The 426-nt window shown below is 67.6% G+C and carries 1 pseudogene; it reads left to right on the top strand.

Going from position 1 to position 426, the window contains the following annotated elements:
- Nucleotides 1-183, top strand: a pseudogene (gene sop2 / locus FY251_RS21640) (sensory rhodopsin II); the annotation flags it as partial.
- Nucleotides 184-426 lie beyond the last annotated feature (243 nt).

The raw sequence follows: 426 nt of genomic DNA, 5'->3' as shown, positions 1-426 counted from the left end.
GTCGTGTGGCTGCTCGGTGCGGCAGGAGTGGGCCTCATGGACGTCGAGACTGCGACACTCGTGATCGTGTACCTCGACGTGGTCACGAAAGTCGGCTTCGGCGTCATTGCCTTGCTGGCAATGATGGACCTCGGCTCAGTCGGCGAGAGTGCCGAGGAGCCGACGGCGGTTGCAGGGGACTAGCGAGGGGCGCGAACGAAGCGAGGGGCGCGAACGAAGCGAGGGGCGCGAACGAAGCGAGGGGCGCGAACAGAGTGAGCGGCCCTCGTTGTCGCGAGCGGGGAGGAACGATCCGCGAGCAGTGAGCGGCCCTCGTTGTTGCGAGCGGCGACGGAAGGAGCCGTGAGCACTGAGTCGCCCTCGAAAATGCGAGCGGGGAGAGCGACCCGCAAGCACTGGGTCGGCCTCGTTGACGCGGTCGGCGGC

It is taken from the genome of Haloferax sp. KTX1 (genome assembly GCF_902410085.1).
GTDB lineage: Archaea > Halobacteriota > Halobacteria > Halobacteriales > Haloferacaceae > Haloferax > Haloferax massiliensis.
The sequence above is the reverse complement of the archived record's forward strand: the minus strand, read 5'-3'. Positions and strand labels throughout refer to the sequence as shown.